Source organism: Mitsuaria sp. 7, assembly GCF_001653795.1.
Classification (GTDB): domain Bacteria; phylum Pseudomonadota; class Gammaproteobacteria; order Burkholderiales; family Burkholderiaceae_C; genus Roseateles.
Genome location: NZ_CP011515.1, coordinates 136,661 through 151,894, shown reverse-complemented (window position 1 = coordinate 151,894; position 15,234 = coordinate 136,661). Strand labels below are relative to the sequence as shown.

The window sequence follows — 15,234 nt, the reverse complement described above, 5'->3', positions numbered from 1 at the left end:
CCGGACGTCATGCGACCACCATGCGGGCCAGCAGTCCCAGGCCGAGCAGCGCGATCGCGCCACCCGCGGCGCGCGACCAGACCGGCGCGAGCGAACGAAGCTTCAAGCCGAGGGCAAGACCGCCCGCGTGCAGCAGCGCGGTCGCGAGGACCATGCCGGCGAGCGCGGCACCGCCTTGCAACTCGGCGCCGTGCGCCAGGCCGTGGAAGACCGCGAACGCACCGACCAGCGCGGCCGACATCGTCGCGCCCAGGCGCCAGCGCGCGGCGGCGACCAGGCCCAGCACCAGCACCGACGCGGCGACCATCGGCTCAACACCTGGCACCCCCAGGCCTTCGTCGGCCAGCGCGAGGCCGAGCAGCGCGCCCGCCAGCAGCAGGCCGGCGAACGCGAACGGGGCCGCCAGCATGCGGCGGCCGGTCTGCGTGAGCGCGCTCCACAGACCCACGGCGAGCATCGCGGCGAGGTGGTCGAGGCCGGTGAACGGATGGGTGAAGCCCTCGCCGAAGGCGGCGCCGGCGCTCTGCGCGGCGTGGTCGTGCAGGCTGCCATCACCCGTGTGGGCGAAGACGAAGACGGGGAGCACGGCGGCGACGGTCAGGGCGAGCGCCTGGAGGGCGGTCACGGCGGCGTCGGTGAGGGACGCGGGAAGGAGTCGTGCGGTCATCGCTGTCCTCAAGGGGATCAATGGATCAAGGGATCGGCTGGTGGACGGTGACGAGCTTGGTGCCGTCGGGGAAGGTCGCCTCGACCTGGATGTCGGGGATCATTTCCGGCACGCCGTCCATGACGTCGTCGCGGGTGAGGAGCTCGCGGCCCTCTTTCATCATCTGGGCGACGGTCTTGCCGTCGCGGGCGCCTTCCATGACGGCGGCGCTGAGGAAGGCGACGGCTTCCGGGTAGTTGAGCTTCAGCCCTCGCGCCTTGCGCCGCTCGGCGAGCAGCGCGGCGGTGAAGATCAGCAGCTTGTCTTTTTCGCGGGGCGTCAATTCCATGGTCCCTCTGCTCTAGCAAGCCCCATGCCGGTGCGCGGGCACGCTTCATGCATTTCCTGGGTAGCCCGCCCATGGACGCTCCCCTCCCCACCCAAGACGCCCCGCAGCACATCATCAAGCTGCGGCGGGACTACAACGCCTGGGTGGCGAGGGAGACGCTGGAGGACTACGCGCTGCGCTACACGCCGCACCGTTTCCGGCGCTGGTCGACCTGGCGGGTGGCCAACACGGCCTTCGGCGCGGCGTCCTTCCTGATCCTGGAGGCCGTCGGCGCCACGCTGCTGCTGCATTACGGCTGGACCAACGCCGCGCTGGCGATCCTGGCCACCGGGCTGATCATCTTCCTGGCCGGCCTGCCCATCAGCGTCTACGCGGCCCGCCACGGCGTGGACATGGACCTGCTGACCCGGGGCGCGGGCTTCGGCTACATCGGCTCGACGCTGACCTCGCTGATCTACGCGAGCTTCACCTTCATCTTCTTCGCCCTTGAGGCGGCGGTGATGGCCTACGCGCTGGAGCTGGCCCTCGACATCCCACCCCAGTGGGGCTACCTGATCTGCGCGGTCGTGGTGATCCCGCTCGTGACACACGGCATCTCCGCGATCAGCCGGTTGCAGCTCTGGACCCAGCCGCTGTGGCTGGCGCTGCTGGTGCTGCCCTTCGCGTGGGTGGGGTGGCTTCATCCTGGTGCGTTCGAGGGCATCACGACCCAGGTTGGGTCGCAATCGGGCACGGCGGCTTTCGACGTGCACGCCTTCGGTGCGGCGCTGACCGTCGGTGTGGCGCTCATCACCCAGATGGGCGAGCAGGCCGACTACCTGCGCTTCATGCCGCGCCAGACGAAGGAGAACCGCCTGCGCTGGTGGGCCGCGGTGCTGGCCGGCGGACCGGGCTGGATCGTGCTGGGCGTGCTGAAGATGCTGGGCGGGGCGCTGCTGGCCTACCTCGCCGTCAGCCACGCCGTGCCCGCCGAGCGAGCGGTCGACCCCAACCAGATGTACCTCGCCGCCTACGAGTACGTGTTCCCGCAGTACGGCTGGGCGGTCGCGGTGACGGCGCTGTTCGTCGTCGTCTCCCAGCTCAAGATCAACGTCACCAACGCGTATGCGGGCTCGCTGGCGTGGAGCAACTTCTTCTCGCGCCTGACGCACAGCCATCCGGGCCGCGTGGTCTGGGTCGTGTTCAACACCCTCATCGCCTTCATGCTGATGTCGATGAACGTGTTCGAGGCGCTCGGGCATGTGCTCGGCCTCTACGCCAACATCGCCATCGCGTGGATCATGGCCGTCGTCGCGGACCTCGTGATCAACAAGCCGCTGGGACTCTCGCCGCCGGGCATCGAGTTCAAGCGCGCGCACCTGTACGACGTGAATCCCGTCGGCGTCGGCGCGATGGCGCTGGCCTCGGTGCTGTCGGTGGCGGCGCACCTCGGGATGATGGGCGACCTCGCGCAGGCCTGGTCGGCGGCGATCGCAATGGTGACGGCGCTGGTCACCGCGCCCCTGATCGCGTGGGCGACGAAGGGGCGCTACTACCTCGCGCGGCCGTTGGCCGAGATTCAGGCCGCCGGACTCCAGACGGAGTCGGCGGAAGGCGTGCGCCGCTGCGTGATCTGCGAGCGCGACTACGAAGGTCCGGACATGGCGCACTGCCCGGCCTACCGCGGTCCGATCTGCTCGCTGTGCTGCACGCTGGACGCGCGCTGCGGCGACCTCTGCAAGCCGCACGCGAGCCTGTCCGCGCAATGGACCGCCGCGCTGCGCCGCGTGCTGCCGCAGCGCAGCTGGCGCTACATCGACACCGGACTCGGCCACTACCTGCTGCTGATGCTCGTGCTCACGCCGCTGCTGGCGACGCTGTTCGGGCTGCTCTATCACCAGCAGCTGCAGCAGCTCCCGCTGATCGACGCCGCCGCGCAGGACGCGCTCCGCGCCAGCCTGAAGGCGGGGATGCTCAAGGCCTTCTTCGCGCTGCTGCTCGTGGCCGGCACCGTCGCGTGGTGGCTGGTGCTGGCGCACCAGAGCCGCGTGGTCGCCCAGGAAGAATCGATGCGGCAGACGCAGGCGCTGATGCGCGAGATCGCCTCCCACCGCCGCACCGACGAGGCGCTGCAGGGCGCGCGCCTGCAGGCCGAGCGCGCACAGGCCGCGGCGGAGGCCGCCAACCAGGCCAAGAGCCGCTACATCAGCACCATCAGCCACGAGCTGCGCACGCCGCTGAACAGCATCCTCGGCTACGCGCAGCTGATGGCGGCGGACGCCTCGCTGCCGCCACAACGGCGGCAGGCGGTGCAGGTCATCAAGCGCGGCGGCGAGCATCTGATGCAGCTGATCGACGGCACGCTGGACATCGCGCGCATCGAAGCCGGCCGGCTGAGCCTGGAGCCCGCGCCGGTGCGCTTCGACGAGCTGCTGCGCGAGCTGGCCGACATGTTCGAGCCGCAGGCCGCGGCGAAGGGCCTGAGCTTCCGCTTCGAGCCGCAAGGCACGCTGCCCGAGTGGGTGCGCGCGGACGAGCAGCGCCTCCGCCAGATCCTGATCAACCTGTTGGGCAACGCGATCAAGTTCACCACCGAGGGCGAGGTCACGCTGCGCGTGCGGCACGGCCGCGAGATGGCGACGCTGGAGATCGCCGACACCGGTCCGGGCATGGACGCGGCGGAACTGGCGCGCATCTTCGAGCCCTTCGCGCGCGGCACGAGCGGCGCCGGCGGCGCGCCGGGTGCGGGACTCGGATTGACGATCTCCAAGATGCTGACGGCGCTGATGGGCGGCGAGATGTCGGCGACCAGCGAGCCCGGACGCGGTTCGATCTTCCGCGTGCGGCTGTTCCTGCCCGAGCTGCACGGCCGCATCTGGGACACGCCGCGCATGCGTCGCGCGGCGAAGGAGCGCCTCGGGCTCGACGGCGTCTCGCCGCGGGTGCTGATCGTCGACAACGAGTCCGACGATCGCCAGCTGCTGATCGAGCTGCTGGAGCCGCTCGGCTTCACCGTGCGCGACGCGTCGAGCGGCCATGACGCGCTGGATCTCGTCGCGGCCGGCTGGGTGCCGGACGCGGTGCTGATGGACCTCGCGATGCCGGGCATCGACGGCTGGGAAACGATCCGGCGGCTGCGGCGCATGCTGGGCGAGCTCGGCGTGAACGCGCCGGCGGTGGCGGTGGTGTCGGCGAATGCGTTCGAGCGCGGCCAGGACAACGATGCCGGCATCGCCGCGCGCGACTTCATCCTGAAGCCGGTGCGGCACGAACTGCTGCTGGACTGGCTGACCGAGCAGCTGTCGCTGTCCTGGCGCGTCGGCCCCGAGCGCGCGTCTCCCGATCCACAGCCGGCTGCTGCGGCGGTCGAAACACCACCTGCCGATCGCCTCACCGGACTGCGCGAGGCACTGCAGCTCGGCTACTACCGCGGCGTGCTGCAGCAGCTCGACGCGATCGAGGCCGCCGACGCCGCGTGGCGTCCCTTCTGTGAAGCGCAGCGCGCGTTGGCGCGGCAATTCCAGTTCGAAGCGATGCTGCGCGCCCTCGCGCGCAGCGAGAACCCCGCGTGATCATGAACTCTCCGCTTCCTTCCGCCGTGGCCGCGCTGCTGGACCAGCAGCAAGGCGATCGCGTCCTCATGGTGGACGACGTGCCGGACAACCTGTCGCTGCTGCATGACGCGCTCGACGAGCACGGCTACATCGTGCTGGCGGCCACCAGCGGCGAGGCCGCGCTCGCCTGCGTGCAGCAGGGTCGGCCCGACATCGTGCTGCTAGACGCGATGATGCCGGGCATGGACGGCTTCGAGGTCGCGCGCCGGCTGAAGGCCGATCCTTCGACGGCCCACATCCCGATCATCTTCATGACGGGGCTGACGGAGACGGAGCACCTGGTCGCCGCGCTGCAGGCCGGCGGCGTCGACTACGTGACCAAGCCGCTCGATCCGCGCGCGGTGCTGGCGCGCATGCAGGTCCACCTTCAGGGCGCGCGGCAGGCGCGGCAGACGCGCCAGGCGCTGGACGCCTTCGGCTACGCGAGCATCGCGGTGCGCGCGTCTTCGGGCCGCTTGCTCTGGCAGACGCCGCTGGCGCGCGAGCTGCTGCAGCTCTACTACGGCACGATCGCGCCGCAGACGCCGGCGCCGGTGCTGGCGTGGCTGCGCAAGACGCTCGACGACATGGCGAGCCACGCGCCCGCGGACGGCATGCCGCCGCAGGAGCCGGCCCGGCTGTGCGCCGAGCTCGGCGCGCGGCGGCTGAGCTTCCGGCTGCACCACTGCATCGGCGGCGAGGACACGCCCGGCGTGGCCGGCGTGGGTGCGGCGGCCGGCGGCGACTGGCTGATCGTGATGCGCGAGGTCTCGGACGTCGCGGTGATCCGCTCGCTGGGGCTGGCCTTCAGCCTGACGGCGCGGGAGGCGGAGGTGCTCTACTGGGTGGTGAAGGGCAAGATCAACCGCGACATCGGCGAGATCCTCGGTGCCAGCCCCGCGACGGTGAAGAAGCACCTGGAGCGCATCCACGCCAAGCTGGGCGTGGAGACCCGCACGGCGGCGGCGTCGATGGCGCTCACGCGGGTGCGGGAGATGCATCCGCAGTGGGAGGTCTGAGGATCGCTGGCGCGATCGGATGCAAGGCTGGCGCGATCGGATTGGCGCGCGGGTCGCCGCTCCGGAACCATGAGGGCACCTCAACCTCCGGCCCCTCCACATGCGTCCCCAACAGCAACCCGTCGCCCTCGTCACCGGCGCGTCCTCCGGCATGGGCAAGGACTTCGCCCTGCGGCTGATCGCCGAGGGCTACCTCGTCTACGCCGCCGCGCGCCGCTTCGACCGGATGGAAGACATCCGCGCGGCCGGCGGCAGGATCCTGGCGATGGACGTGACCGACGAGGTCTCCATGTCCTCCGTGGTCGGCCGGATCGTCGACGAGCAGGGACGCATCGACGTCCTCATCAACAACGCCGGCTACGGCCAGTACGGCGCGCTGGAGGACGTGCCCCTCGATGAAGGCCGCCGGCAGATGGAGACCAACCTGTTCGGCGCGGCGCGGCTGATCCAGCTCTGCCTGCCGCACATGCGGGCGCAAGGTCGCGGGAGGATCATCAACATCTCGTCGATCGGCGGCAAGCTCGCCTCGCCGATGGGCGGGTGGTACCACGCCTCGAAGTTCGCGCTGGAGGGCTACTCGGACGCGCTGCGCAACGAGGTGGCACAGTTCGGCATCGACGTGGTCGTCATCGAGCCCGGTGGCGTCGCGTCGGAATGGGCCGGCATCGCCTCGGAGGCGGCGCTGCGCTACTCCGGCAAGGGCGCGTACGCCGCGCTCGCCAACAAGTTCAACGACCTGCAGCAGCAGATCACCAGCAACCCGGGACCGGCCGTGATCAGCGATCTCGTCGTCAAGGCGCTCAAGGCCAGACGCCCCAAGGCGCGATACCACGGGGGTTTCCTCGCGAGCCCGATGCTGTTCCTGAAGTACGTCCTGTCCGACCGGCTCTTCGACCGCATGATCAGGATGGCGATGCGATGAGGGCGACCCATATCCCGATGGTGGCATCCGTGTCGGCGCGACTGGCCGCGCTCGGCCTCGATGTCGACGTCGTCGCCGCCCGGGCGGGGATTCCGGCGGGATTCACGCGTCGACCGGGGACCGGTCTCGACACGCGGCAGTTCTTCGCCTTCTGGCGCGCGGTCGCGGAGCTCTCGGGCGATCCCTTGATCGGATTGAAGATCGGCGGCGAGGTCGGTCCGTCGCAACTGGAGGCCGTCTCGGTGGCCGCGCTGCATTCGGCGACCTTCGGCGACGCGCTGGCCCGCCTGGCGCGCTACAAGGGCCTGTGCTGTCCCGAGGAAGTGCGCGTCGAGCGCTCCAGCGCGGGTGGCAGCGGCAAAGGCGAGAGCGCTGGTGAACGCGACCTGGCCCGCCTGAGCTTCCATTGGATCCTGGCCAAGGAGTCCTGCCCGACCATCATCAGCGACGCGGCCTTCGCGTCGGCGCACGCGCTGGCACGCGTGGGCACCGGTCGCACCGTCGTGCCCCACCGGCTGGAGTTGATGCGAATGCCGTCGGACACCGCGCCCTACGCGTCGTACTTCGGCTGTGAGGTCCGCACCGGATGCGTCGGCGATGCGCTGGTCTACGACGCCGAGGCGCTGGACCTCCCTTTCGTGACGCGCAACGAGGACCTGCTCGCGGTGCTCGTGCCGGCGCTCGATGCGCAGCTGGACGCGATGGGCGAGGTGGACATCGAGACGCAGGCGCGCTCGGTCCTGATGAAGATGATGCGCGGCGACCGTCCGACCATCGACACGCTGGCCCGCGCGCTCAACATGAGCGCACGGTCGCTGCAGCGCAGACTCGGCGAGGCGGGGACCAGCTATCAAGGCGTGCTCGATCACGTCCGTCTGGAGACGGCGAGGCGCCTGCTCGCGGACACCGCGTTCTCACCGGGCGAGATCGCGTTCTTCCTCGGATTCGAAGAGGCCAATTCGTTCCAGCGGGCGTTCCGGCGGTGGGAGGGAAGGACGCCGGCGCAGTGGCGGGAGCAGCAGGGATCCGAGGAGCTGCGCAGCTGAGCAAGCCGTAACACCCCCTGAATCTCACACTCGGCGGTTCGCTTTCTCGCGTTGATCCTGCATTAGGCGGACACCGTCAAGCTGGAGCGCACAAGCGGGCACGATTGCCTGCAACAAGTCCGCATCGATCGCATCGAGCACGTCGATATGCAACTCACGCCACGCGCGACGGCCGGGCGCGCTTCGAGCCAGACGAAGAATCTGCTGGACCTTCACCCCGACCCGGGCCTGAAACTCGCCCTTGCCAAAGGCATGCAGCAACAGGGCTGCCTTCGCGACATCAATGGCCCACCGCGCTTGCGTCAGCACATGTGGTCCCTTCCTGTCGATGTCCGAAAAGCCGACCGCATTCTGAAGGCGTGACTCGAGCAGATCGAAAGGGTCCATCACCCGAATGCTGAAGCCCTCTTGCAGTTGCACGGGCATCGAATTCGCGATCACACGCCGTGTGAACTCCATCGTCTTCTTCGGTGTGCTGACCGTGTACAGCTGGTGCAGAACATCGATGTTGCCGAACTTTCCCGCAGCGCCGGACATTCGAATCTGAGCCACGAGCGCCGAACGCGCAGTCGACGGCGTTTTCAGCAGTCGAGCGTTCAGCCCATGGGCGAGCTCGGCGGCCTGCTGGATGTTTCCGATGAAGTCGGCGTCGTTGGTGACGACCGAACCCTTCGACGAAATCCCGAATCGCTTCATCCAGAAGTTCAGGGCCTGCCCACCGACCAGGATCAATCCATCGCCCGCGATCGAGAGGATTCGATCGATGGCTGCATCGGTCAGAGGAACTTCATCGGCTGGAAGCTTGGGCGACGTGGTCATGCTCAATACGGAGAGTTGGGAATCTCGGCCTGCTTGATGCGTTTGGAGGAGAACCAGCCCATTGCCATTGCCGACACCTTGCCCGAGTCGACGTTCGCAATGTCCTTCGCCTGCTTGGCGCGCTTGTGCGCCCAGAGTTCCTCCTCACTGACGACCTCAACGCTCAAGGCGCGTTTTGTTCTGGACGATTTCGTGGTCGCGGCGACTGCGCCTCGCAGTACGGCGAGCATCTCGCCGGTCGACAGGCCGGCTTCTTCCAGCGCCTTTCCCAGCCTGGCCCAGTGCTCCACCTGTTGCGCGGCCGATCGCATCATGTCCGTTCCCTGCTCCTGGGCCGACTGAAAAAGTTCAGCGCTGACGCGGACCGAATTCGATGACATGAGAACTCCTGTGGCAATTTGCCTCAGCCTAGCACTACACGTCTGTTCTTCCCAGTCCCGATGTCGCGCGGGCGCCAAAGCCCCTAGCCGAACATTGACAATTTCTCGCAACTCATAATGTTGCATGAAATCCAACAGCCAGCTGTCCGACGTCCTCCACGTGCTGCTGCACATGGCCGAGAGCGAAGGACCGTCCACCTCTGAATCGCTCGCCGCTGCGATGCAGACCAACCCCGTGGTGCTGCGCCGCCTGATGGGCGGCCTGCGCGAGGCGGGCTTCGTCGCGTCCGCGAAGGGCCACGGCGGCGGCTGGGTGCTGTCGTGCCCGCTCGACCGCATCACCCTGCGCGACGTGCATGAGGCGCTCGGCGGGGCATCGCTGGTGTCCCTCGGTTTCCGCGAGGAGCACCCGGAGTGCCTCGTCGCCCGAGCCGTCAACGACGCGATCGGCAACGCCGTGCAGGAAGCCGAAGCGCTCCTGCTGAAGCGGCTCGGTTCAGTCACGCTGGCCACGCTGTCCCGCGACTTCCACAAGCGCATGGTCGAACTCGGCCACGCGCCTCATCGCCTCGAGGAGCATCACCATGAAGATTGATTTCGCCGTCATCGGCGGCAGCTACGCCGGCATGGCCGCCGCCCTTCAGCTGGCACGGGCTCGTCGCCAGGTGCTCGTGGTCGATGCAGGGCGCCGTCGCAACCAATGTGTCGACGATCACGACGGCGAGGCTCATGGCTTCCTGACGCAGGACGGCCGCGCGCCCGCGGCGATCGCCGAGGAAGCGCGCCGTCAGTTGCGGCTCTATCCGACCGTGCAGTGGATGGCCGGACTGGCCGACGACGGCCGCGTGGCGCCGGACGGTCGGCTCGAATTCCGCGTCGGCGACGTCGCGGTCAGCGCCGGGCGGTTGATCCTCGCCACCGGCGTTCGCGATGAACTTCCGCCCGTGCCAGGTCTTGCGGAGCGCTGGGGACGCAGCGTCTTCCATTGCCCGTACTGCCACGGCTACGAGCTGGACCAGGGCCGCATCGGCATCGTCGCCGCGTCACCGCTGGCGCAGCATCACGCGATGATGCTGCCGGACTGGGGCGTGCCGACGCTGTTCCTGAACGGCGCCTACGATCCCAGCGCCGACGACCTCGATGAGTTCGCCCGCCGCGGCACGCGCGTGGAGCCCACGCCGATCGCACGCATCGACGGTTTCGCCGACGTCGTGCTGCAGGACGGCCGGACGCTGACGATGGACGGCCTCTTCACCCAGCCGCGCACGACGCCGTCGAGCACGATCGCCGAGCAGTTCGGCTGCGCGATGGAAGACGGTCCGATGGGCCCCTTCATCAAGGTCGGCGCCATGCAGGACACCAACGTGCCCAACGTCTTCGCCTGCGGTGATGCGGCCCGCGCGGCCGGCAGCGTCACGCTCGCCGTGTCCGACGGCGCGATGGCCGGCTTCGGCGCACATCGGTCGACGATGTTCTGAAACGACGAAGGCCCCTCGCGGGGCCCTCGTCATCGGGTCGCGATGCCCACCGGCCCTACGGACCGGAACATCGCGTCACGCTCAGCGCGTTCTCAGCGCACGCTCAAGGCAACCGGATCCGATCGCCTTCCCGCGCTTCCCGCGTCTGCTCCCGGCCGCGGCCTACCGTGTAGGTCACGCGCAGCGTCTTCTGCTCGCCGTAGGCCGGATCGCGACCCGCCAGGTCGTTGTCGACACGGATGTCGAGCACGCCGCCCCGGCTGGCATTGCGGATCCGGTCCGTCACGTCGACGGTGCGCACGCCGTTGCCGTAGAAGGCGCGCACGATATTCAAGCGCTGGTCCTGGACCGGACCTTGTCCACCCGGGTTGTAGCCGCCCGGATTGGCGTTGCCCGGACGACCGTCCCAGCCGCCGTTCCAACCGCCCTGCCCCCAGTCGCCCCGGCCCCAGCCGGTGAACTGGCCGCCGTCGATCCACGAACCTTCGCGGTAGTCGAAAGTCTTCACCTGGCCGCTGCGGTCGCGGGCATAGATGCGCAGCGTCTTCGTGCGGCCCACCGCCGGGTCGTCGTGGAACAGGTCGTTGGTGACCCGCACCTTCGCGTCGCGACGCGCCAGCTCGCGCAGGCGGCCGGTCACGTCGATGCTGCCTTCCGCGGCGCCGTAGCGCGCGCCCAGGATGGCGTAGGCGCCGTCATCGCGGCCACCGCCGCCGCCTTCCCAGTTGCCGTTGCCGCCGCCCTGGCCCCATTCGCCGCCGCGCCAGCCGGTGAAGTCGTTGCCGTCGATGACGCTGCCCTCGCGGAACTCGAAGGTCCGGTTCTCGCCGCCGCGGTTGCGCGCGTAGATGCGCAGCATCTTCGTCTGGCCGTAGGCCGGATCGTTGCCGAACAGCTCGTTGGTCACCCGCACACGGTCGTCGCGCCGCGCCAGATCGCGCAGCTGGCCGGTCACGTCCATGTTGCGCTGCGCCGTGCCGTAGCGCGCGTTCAGGATCTGCCACTGGCCGTCGTCGCGCGCGGCCCAGGCCGAGGTGCCCGTCAGCATCGCCACCAGCAGCATCAGCGCCGCCAGCACCGCCTTGCCCATCTGCGCGATCGCGCGCCCCGGCCGTCCGGCCGTCGTCATCATCGTCATTGAAGTCATCGTCATCGCGGTACCTCCTGGTTCTTTCCTGTTGTTCGGAGTTCTTCTCAAGCCTTCATCCCCTTCGAGGCCAACACCTCGCCCGGGGAAGGGCCCGCATGTTGCATCAACGACGTGACACGCCCGGCGGTGCACGCACACTTCTTCGAGGTGTTACGAGCGGTCACCATCGCCGAAAGTCGAATCGAAGCGCAGGTCAGAACCGCGAGTCGAAGCCGGAGTCGAACTTCGAGTCGACCCTCGAATCCTGACTGTCGACCACCGGCGCGTACATGACATCCGAGCGCAGCACGTACTTCGTGCCCGAGGTGACGGGCGAGCCTTCATGCCAGGTGTCGTGGACGAAGACCAGCGCGCCGCCGGTCCGGGGCCGGACGGAGAAGTCGCGGAAGCCGGTCTCGCCGCCTTCGAAACCTTCGTTCAGATAGACCAGGAAGCTCAGCCGGCTGACGAGCCCGTCTTCGCGCCACGGCCCGTCCTTGTGCATCCGGAAGCGCTGGCCCTGCGAGTACTTGTAGAAGCGCAGCTCCCGCGGCAGGCCCACCGCGCGCGAGCCGTCGATCTCGGGCAGCGGCAGCTGCCGCAACCGCCCCCACAGCCGTTCGACCCAGGCGGCGCTGGCCGCCGTCGTCCGCTCGTTGTTGCGGATGTGGGCCAGCAACTGCTGTCCCGCCTCCAGCCGGACCGTCGCGGCGTCGAAACCGCTCTGCTCCGCCAGGGCGATCACCTCGGTGCATTCCTCGGGGGAGAGGAAACCCGGCACGGTGAACACGCGATCGTTGTGGGTCTGGATCTGCATGGCCCATTCTCACCCGATGTACGCCATGTGCCGTATATGCCCCGCGTCCCCTCCTTCCTAGCATCCGGTCACTTCCTGAAGTCCTGCGAAGTCCGTCGAAGTCTTCCTTCATCCACCGGAGCTCCCCATGTCGTCGCACCCGCCAAAAACCGCTCGCACACCTCGCCCGCAGCCCCAGCAGCGCCGCTTCGCCCTCAAGACCCTGGCCGTCGCCGGCGCGCTGACCGGCCTGAACCTCGCCGCCCTGCCCGCCTTCGCCGCCGACACCATCAAGGTCGGGGTGCTGCACAGCCTGTCGGGCACGATGGCGATCTCGGAGACGGTGCTCAAGGACACCGTCCTGATGGCCATCGACGAGATCAACGCCAAGGGCGGCGTGCTGGGCAAGAAGCTGGAGCCGGTGATCGTCGACCCGGCCTCCAACTGGCCGCTGTTCGCCGAGAAGACCCGCCAGCTGCTGACCCAGGACAAGGTCGCGGTGATCTTCGGCTGCTGGACCTCGGTGTCGCGCAAGTCGGTGCTGCCGGTGGTCGAGGAACTCAACGGCCTGCTCTTCTATCCCGTGCAGTACGAGGGCGAGGAACTCAGCAAGAACGTCTTCTACACCGGCGCCGCGCCCAACCAGCAGGCGATCCCCGCGGTCGACTACCTGATGAGCAAGGACGGCGGCGGCGCCAAGCGCTGGGTGCTGCTGGGCACCGACTACGTCTACCCCCGCACCACCAACAAGATCCTGCGCGCCTACCTGAAGAGCAAGGGCGTGAAGGACAGCGACATCGACGAGAAGTACACCCCGTTCGGCCACAGCGACTACCAGACCATCGTCGCGGACATCAAGAAGTTCTCGGCCGGCGGCAAGACCGCGGTGGTGTCGACGATCAACGGCGACTCCAACGTGCCGTTCTACAAGGAGCTGGGCAACGCCGGGCTGAAGGCCAAGGACGTGCCGGTGGTGGCGTTCTCCGTCGGCGAGGAAGAGCTGCGCGGCGTCGATACGAAGCCGCTGGTCGGACACCTGGCGGCGTGGAACTACTTCATGTCGATCAAGAACCCGACCAACGACGCGTTCATCAAGAAGTGGTCGACGTATGCGAAGGCCAAGAACCTGCCCGGCCACAAGGACAAGCCGCTGACCAACGATCCGATGGAGGCCACCTACATCGGCATCAACATGTGGAAGCAGGCGGTGGAGAAGGCCAAGTCGACCGACACCGACAAGGTGATCGCCGCGATGGCCGGCCAGACCTTCAGCGCGCCGTCGGGCATCACGTCCAAGATGGACGAGAAGAACCATCACCTGCACAAGTCGGTGTTCATCGGCGAGATCCGCGCGGACGGGCAGTTCAACGTGGTGTGGAAGACGCCCGCGCCGGTGAAGGCCAAGCCGTGGAGCCCGTACATCGCCGGGAACGAAGGCAAGCCTGACGAGCCGGCGAAGAAGTGATGCGACGCGCCCTGCTCCTCGGAATCCTGCTGGCGATCGGCAGCCTCGCGTCGACAGCGCAGGCGCTGACGCAGCCGCAGGCGCTGTCCGTGGCGCAGGGCGAGACCGACGACCGCATCGCTGCGCTCGGCAGGCTCGTCGCGGCACCGGACGCGCGCACGGCCGTGCTGCTGCAGGCGCTGTCCGACGAACGCGTGAAGCTCGGTCCGGATCAGCGCGTGCTGATCACGACCGACGCCGGCGTCGTCGACGCCGCGACCGGCGCCGCAGTCACGCTGACGACGGACGCCCAGTCCTCGCTCGAGGACGTGATGCTCAACAACCGGCTGCGCGGCGAACTCGACGGCGCGCTCGCCGCGCTCCATCTGTCGAGCGCGGACAAGGCCGAACGCCTGGCCGCCGCGAAGGCGCTGATGGAAGCCGGCGGCGACGACGCGCGTGTCGCGCTGCTGGACACCGCCATCGCCAAGGAGCAGGACGCCGCCGTCCTCGACGCCCTGAAGCTCGCCCGCGCCGCCGCGCTCGCCGCAAGTCCTGACCCCGTCAAGCGGCTCGCCGCCGCGAAGCTGCTCGGCGAATCGCACAGCCCCGAGACGCGGCTGCTGCTCAACCAGCGTCTGTCCGACGAACAGGACCCCGAGGTCAAACGCGCGCTGCAGCGCTCGCTGCGCGCCGTCGAGGACACCCTCGCCTGGGGCGAACGCCTGGGCGCGCTGTTCACCGGCATCAGCCTGGCCAGCATCCTGCTGCTGGTCGCCCTGGGCCTGGCCATCACCTACGGTCTGATGGGCGTCATCAACATGGCGCACGGCGAGCTGATGATGATCGGCGCCTACGCGACCTACCTTGTCCAGGTCGCTTTCCGCCAGTGGCTGCCGGGCTGGTTCGACGCCTATCTCATCGTCGCCATGCCCGCCGCCTTCCTCGCCTCCGCGCTGGTCGGCGCGGCGCTGGAGCGCACCGTCATCCGCTGGCTCTATGGCCGGCCGCTGGAGACGCTGCTCGCCACCTGGGGCCTGAGCCTGGTGCTCATGCAGGCGGTGCGCTCGCTCTTCGGCGCGCAGAACGTCGCGGTGGAAAGCCCGTCGTGGATGGGCGGCTCGATCGCTCTCCTGCCCAGTGTCATGCCTGGCCTCGCGCTGCCGGCGAACCGGCTCGTGATCATCGTCTTCTCGCTCGTCGTGCTCGGCGGCATGTCGCTGCTCATCGCGCGCACGCGGCTCGGCCTGTTCGTCCGCGCCGTCACGCAGAACCGCCCCATCGCCTCCTGCATGGGCGTGCCGACCGCGCGCGTGGACACCTATGCCTTCGCGCTCGGCTCCGGACTCGCGGGCCTCGCCGGCTGCGCGCTCAGCCAGGTCGGCAACGTCGGCCCGGACCTCGGCCAGAGCTACATCGTCGACGCCTTCATGGTCGTCGTGCTGGGCGGCGTCGGCCAGCTCGCCGGCACGGTGCTGGCGGCGCTCGGGCTGGGCCTGGCCAACAAGGCGCTCGAAGGCGTCGTCGGCGCGGTGCTGGCCAAGATCGCCGTGCTGCTCTTCATCATCGTCTTCATCCAGAAGCGGCCGCAGGGCCTGTTCGCGGTCAAGGGCCGCGCGCAGGAGTCCTGAATG

The 15,234-nt window shown here is 68.8% G+C and carries 14 protein-coding genes; 8 read left to right on the top strand and 6 right to left on the bottom strand.

Features of this window, described 5'->3' with window-relative positions:
- Positions 1-7: 7 nt before the first annotated feature.
- Complete coding sequence (locus ABE85_RS26140) at positions 8-667, bottom strand: HupE/UreJ family protein (RefSeq protein ID WP_197507421.1); 660 nt, start codon at positions 665-667, stop codon at positions 8-10.
- A 25-nt stretch (positions 668-692) separates the two neighbouring features.
- The gene (locus tag ABE85_RS26135; protein WP_067283776.1) at positions 693-995 is read right to left on the bottom strand and encodes an urease subunit gamma; all 303 of its coding nucleotides are present in this window, start codon (positions 993-995) and stop codon (positions 693-695) included.
- A 47-nt stretch (positions 996-1,042) separates the two neighbouring features.
- On the opposite strand from ABE85_RS26135, the gene ABE85_RS26130 reads away from it, so the two are divergent.
- The 4 genes from ABE85_RS26130 to ABE85_RS26115 all read left to right on the top strand — a co-directional run bounded on the left by ABE85_RS26130 (position 1,043) and on the right by ABE85_RS26115 (position 7,554).
- Positions 1,043-4,546 (top strand): ATP-binding protein, encoded by a 3,504-nt coding sequence (locus ABE85_RS26130; RefSeq protein WP_067283774.1) that lies wholly within the window; start codon positions 1,043-1,045, stop codon positions 4,544-4,546.
- Positions 4,547-4,548: 2 nt separating this feature from the next.
- On the top strand, positions 4,549-5,586 hold the full coding sequence (locus ABE85_RS26125) for a response regulator (RefSeq protein WP_067283772.1): 1,038 nt from the start codon (positions 4,549-4,551) through the stop codon (positions 5,584-5,586).
- Between the two features lie 100 nt (positions 5,587-5,686).
- Entirely contained in the window at positions 5,687-6,508 is an 822-nt protein-coding gene (locus ABE85_RS26120; RefSeq protein ID WP_067283770.1) for an oxidoreductase, read from the top strand.
- Positions 6,505-7,554 carry an AraC family transcriptional regulator gene (locus ABE85_RS26115; RefSeq protein ID WP_067283768.1) on the top strand — a complete coding sequence of 350 codons (1,050 nt, stop codon included), beginning with the start codon at positions 6,505-6,507 and terminating at the stop codon, positions 7,552-7,554. Before ABE85_RS26120 ends, ABE85_RS26115 begins: the two co-directional genes overlap by 4 nt.
- 24 nt (positions 7,555-7,578) lie before the next feature.
- Here ABE85_RS26115 and ABE85_RS26110 read toward each other — a convergent pair whose 3' ends face one another.
- Both ABE85_RS26110 and ABE85_RS27215 read right to left on the bottom strand, forming a co-directional pair.
- On the bottom strand, positions 7,579-8,373 hold the full coding sequence (locus ABE85_RS26110; protein WP_067283766.1) for a hypothetical protein: 795 nt from the start codon (positions 8,371-8,373) through the stop codon (positions 7,579-7,581).
- Positions 8,374-8,375: 2 nt separating this feature from the next.
- Positions 8,376-8,753: a TA system antitoxin ParD family protein gene (locus ABE85_RS27215; protein ID WP_067283764.1), complete on the bottom strand. Its 378-nt coding sequence runs from the start codon at positions 8,751-8,753 to the stop codon at positions 8,376-8,378.
- 124 nt (positions 8,754-8,877) lie between these two features.
- On the opposite strand from ABE85_RS27215, the gene ABE85_RS26100 reads away from it, so the two are divergent.
- Both ABE85_RS26100 and ABE85_RS26095 read left to right on the top strand, forming a co-directional pair.
- Positions 8,878-9,348 (top strand): Rrf2 family transcriptional regulator, encoded by a 471-nt coding sequence (locus tag ABE85_RS26100; RefSeq protein WP_067283761.1) that lies wholly within the window; start codon positions 8,878-8,880, stop codon positions 9,346-9,348.
- The gene (locus ABE85_RS26095; RefSeq protein WP_067283759.1) at positions 9,338-10,231 is read left to right on the top strand and encodes an NAD(P)/FAD-dependent oxidoreductase; all 894 of its coding nucleotides are present in this window, start codon (positions 9,338-9,340) and stop codon (positions 10,229-10,231) included. The genes ABE85_RS26100 and ABE85_RS26095 overlap by 11 nt, the downstream gene beginning before the upstream one ends.
- A gap of 103 nt (positions 10,232-10,334) precedes the next feature.
- On the opposite strand, the gene ABE85_RS26090 is transcribed toward ABE85_RS26095, so the two are convergent.
- Together ABE85_RS26090 and ABE85_RS26085 are read right to left on the bottom strand one after the other, a co-directional pair.
- Positions 10,335-11,384: a hypothetical protein gene (locus tag ABE85_RS26090; protein ID WP_157523221.1), complete on the bottom strand. Its 1,050-nt coding sequence runs from the start codon at positions 11,382-11,384 to the stop codon at positions 10,335-10,337.
- A 190-nt stretch (positions 11,385-11,574) separates the two neighbouring features.
- A complete protein-coding gene (locus tag ABE85_RS26085) occupies positions 11,575-12,177 on the bottom strand; it encodes a 2OG-Fe(II) oxygenase (RefSeq protein WP_067283755.1) in 603 nt (200 codons plus the stop codon).
- A gap of 127 nt (positions 12,178-12,304) precedes the next feature.
- Between ABE85_RS26085 and urtA the strand changes: the two genes are divergently transcribed.
- Positions 12,305-13,621 carry an urea ABC transporter substrate-binding protein gene (gene urtA / locus ABE85_RS26080; RefSeq protein ID WP_067283754.1) on the top strand — a complete coding sequence of 439 codons (1,317 nt, stop codon included), beginning with the start codon at positions 12,305-12,307 and terminating at the stop codon, positions 13,619-13,621.
- Complete coding sequence (gene urtB / locus ABE85_RS26075; protein WP_067283752.1) at positions 13,621-15,231, top strand: urea ABC transporter permease subunit UrtB; 1,611 nt, start codon at positions 13,621-13,623, stop codon at positions 15,229-15,231. Before urtA ends, urtB begins: the two co-directional genes overlap by 1 nt.
- Positions 15,232-15,234 lie beyond the last annotated feature (3 nt).